Annotated in this window: 2 protein-coding genes; one reads left to right on the top strand and one right to left on the bottom strand. The window is 50.9% G+C overall.

The annotated features are described in order from the left end of the window. Positions 1-250: 250 nt before the first annotated feature. Complete coding sequence (locus tag HMPREF2675_RS05030) at positions 251-1,027, bottom strand: FadR/GntR family transcriptional regulator (RefSeq protein ID WP_070814273.1); 777 nt, start codon at positions 1,025-1,027, stop codon at positions 251-253. A gap of 395 nt (positions 1,028-1,422) precedes the next feature. On the opposite strand from HMPREF2675_RS05030, the gene HMPREF2675_RS05025 reads away from it, so the two are divergent. Next, entirely contained in the window at positions 1,423-3,066 is a 1,644-nt protein-coding gene (locus HMPREF2675_RS05025) for a lactate permease LctP family transporter (RefSeq protein ID WP_070814272.1), read from the top strand. Positions 3,067-3,354 lie beyond the last annotated feature (288 nt).

The following is a 3,354-nucleotide window of genomic DNA, read 5'->3' as shown; positions in this document are numbered from 1 at the left end:
GTACGGCAAGGCGAGGCAACGCCGTACTGGTTTAAAGTTAATCCACTATATAAATATTGGTATTTGAATAGGTTTAATTTTCAGACAAATCTTGTTGTATGGGATTAATGTGTAAAACAAGAAATAGAAAAAGGTCGTCTGAAAACCTTGCATCCAGGTTTTCAGACGACCTTTGTGTGCATGAACTTATATCAGCAAGAAGGGTTAGCCGCCGAAGTATTCATGCTCTAATCTGAGAAGTGTTGAATGTTTACCAGTCCTGCGCCCGCTTCAAGTCGTTCTGCGCCAGCGTGTCGGCGTGTTCGTTGCGGCTTTTGTATTCCCTGTTTTGCAAGATGCTGTTGGCGACGTAGTTTAAGTGTATTTTGGCGGCTTCGGCGGCATCGGCAGGGCGGCGTTCGAGTATGGCTTCGTAGATGGCGCGGTGTTGCGCGATCAGCTTGGGGCGTGGGTCTTCGGTTTGGTTGGAATAGATGATGATACTGCGCGTCTGGCGGTAGAGCATTTTGAGCAGGCCGCCGGAGAGGTGGCTGAAGAGGATGTTGTGTGCGGCATCGGCGATGGTTTGGTGAAAGCTTACGTCGGCTTCGCTTTGATGTTCCAGATGGCCGCTTTCGCAGGCGGATTCGAATTTTTGCCGCCAAAAATCAATCCGTTTCAAATCGGCATCGGTGCGCCGCTCGGCCGCCAGCGATGCCATGCAGCCTTCGATATGGCAGCTGAAATCGAAAACGTCGGTTTCCCAGTTGGTATGTTTGCCGAGCAATTCCTGCCAGCTTTGGAGGAAATCTTGTTGCGGTTTGACGGAAACGTAATAGCCGTCACCCTGACGCGCTTCCAAAACCTGTCGCGCAATCAAGATGTTCAGTGCGACCCTGACCGACGGGCGCGATACGCCAAATTCTTCCGCCAACGTGCGTTCGGGCGGGATTTTGCCGCCTTCTTCGTAAACGCCCGTCGCAATCCGTTCTTCTAATATCGACAATATTTGGTCGCTGATTTTTTGTGGCCGAACCAGTTTTGTCATTTTAATTCCCTCTTTTCCCTCATGTTTTCTTTATGAGGAAGACTCAAATCCGATAATGTGATGCAGCAGGTCGTCTGAAATGGCAATCTGCGTCAAAATTGGCATGACCAAATTGGTGTGCCCAATGTCGCGGTATTCTAATTAACCGGCCATATCCCGTCAATATGGCTTGTTCTACCCGAATATGGTTTAAAACTATATCGGGTTACATTTTTACAATTCATATAATGTTTTGTTTTATTTAAAATTAAATAACAATTTTGCACTTATGCAGCAAGGTTGTTTAAAAAAATAATTGACTGCCATATTAAAGTTTCGTAAAGTGTCCTCCGTTCAAAAAATTGGTTTTACCAATTTAGGAAAGTATATTAGAAAAATATTCGGAGATTTTCCCAATGGAAACTTGGATTCAAAACTATACCGCAGTGGGCGGCAGCCTATATTTGACGGCTGCCGTCGCCCTCCTGCCCATTATCTTCTTCTTCGTCGCACTGACCATCCTGAAGCTCAAGGGGTATCAGGCGGGGCTTTATACGCTGCTGATTGCGCTTGGCGTTGCCATATTAGGCTTCGGAATGCCTGCGGGCATGGCGGTTTCTTCCGCGCTTTACGGCTTTGCTTACGGTTTGTGGCCGATTGCATGGATTATTGTTACCGCCGTGTTCCTGTATAAAATTACCGTGAAAACAGGGCAGTTCGACATCATCCGCGCTTCCGTGATTTCGATTACCGAAGACCAACGCCTGCAAATGCTGCTGGTCGGCTTCTCCTTCGGCGCGTTCCTCGAAGGTGCGGCAGGCTTCGGTGCGCCAGTGGCGATTACTGCCTCTTTGCTGGTGGGCTTGGGCTTTAATCCGCTCTACGCCGCCGGTTTGTGTTTGATTGCCAATACCGCGCCTGTGGCTTTCGGTGCGATGGGTATTCCAATTCTGGTTGCCGGTCAAGTGTCCAACCTCGACCCTTACCACATCGGTCAGGTCGCCGGCCGCCAACTGCCGATCCTGTCGATTATCGTTCCTTTCTGGTTGGTCGCCATGATGGACGGTATGCGCGGCATACGCCAAACTTGGCCTGCCGTATTGGTGGCGGGCGTATCTTTCGCCACTACCCAGTTCATTACCGCCAACTTCATCGGCCCCGAGTTACCCGACGTGACCTCCGCATTGGTCAGCCTGGTCTGCCTGTCTGCCTTCCTGAAAAAATGGCAGCCTAAAGAAATCTTCACCTTCAACGGCATGAAAAAACCGGCCGAGCGCAAAGCGGGCGAATACACTGCCGGACAAATCATCAAAGCCTGGTCGCCTTTCGCCATCCTGACCGTTTTTGTCAGCGTCTGGACGATTAAGGGCGTTAAAGAGGCTTTGGGCGTTGCCACCATCAAATTCGACTGGCCGATGCTGCACAACTTGGTACAAAAAGCCGCGCCCATCGTCAGCGAGCCGACACCATACGCCGCCGTGTTCAAAATCGACCTCCTCGGCGCAGTCGGCACGGCAATCCTGTTTGCTTCCATCGTTTCCGCCGTTTTGCTGAAAATGAAACCTTCCGAAGCCGTCAGCACTTTCTTTGAAACGCTCAAAGAACTGCGCCTGTCCATCCTGTCTATCGGCTTGGTACTTGGCTTTGCATTCGTGGCAAACTATTCAGGCCTGTCGTCCACATTGGCACTCGTCCTCGCCGCCACCGGCACCGTGTTCCCGTTCTTCTCGCCGTTCCTCGGCTGGCTGGGCGTATTCCTGACCGGTTCGGACACCTCCGCCAACGCGCTCTTCGGTTCGCTGCAAGCCAGCACCGCGCATCAAATCAACGTCGTACCCGAGCTGACCGTCGCTGCCAACACCACCGGCGGCGTGACCGGCAAAATGATTTCGCCGCAATCCATCGCCATCGCCTGCGCGGCAGTCGGTCTGGAAGGCAAAGAATCCAACCTGTTCCGCTTCACCGTGAAACACAGCTTGATTTTCTGTACCTTCGTCGGTCTGTTGACCCTGCTGCAAGCCTACGTCTTGCCGTGGACGCTGGTTTTCTTCAACAAATAAGCCTATCGCCTTGAAATAGAAAGGTCGTCTGAAAACCAATTTGGGTTTCAGACGACCTTTTTGTTGTGGGTTGCAAATACCAAGATGTGGAAGGTTTCATTTGAGTCTGCGATATATATAGTGGGAGACTTTTGCAAAATACCCCTTTTCCCTTCTCCCCTAACAGCCGAAACTCAAACACAGGTTTTCGGCTGTTTTCGTGCCAAATATCCCCGTTTTTCTCCCCGGATACCCGATAATCAGGCATCCGGGCCGTCTTTTAGGCGGCAACAGGCACACTTAGCCTGT

The organism is Neisseria sp. HMSC061H08, assembly GCF_001836795.1.
GTDB classification, from domain to species: Bacteria; Pseudomonadota; Gammaproteobacteria; order Burkholderiales; family Neisseriaceae; genus Neisseria; species Neisseria subflava_A.
The sequence above is the reverse complement of the archived record's forward strand: the minus strand, read 5'-3'. Positions and strand labels throughout refer to the sequence as shown.

Coding starts and splice junctions, on each gene's coding strand:
- HMPREF2675_RS05030 (WP_070814273.1), bottom strand. CDS start 1,027: ATGACAAAACTGGTTCGGCCACAAAAAATCAGCGACCAAATATTGTCG.
- HMPREF2675_RS05025 (WP_070814272.1), top strand. CDS start 1,423: ATGGAAACTTGGATTCAAAACTATACCGCAGTGGGCGGCAGCCTATAT.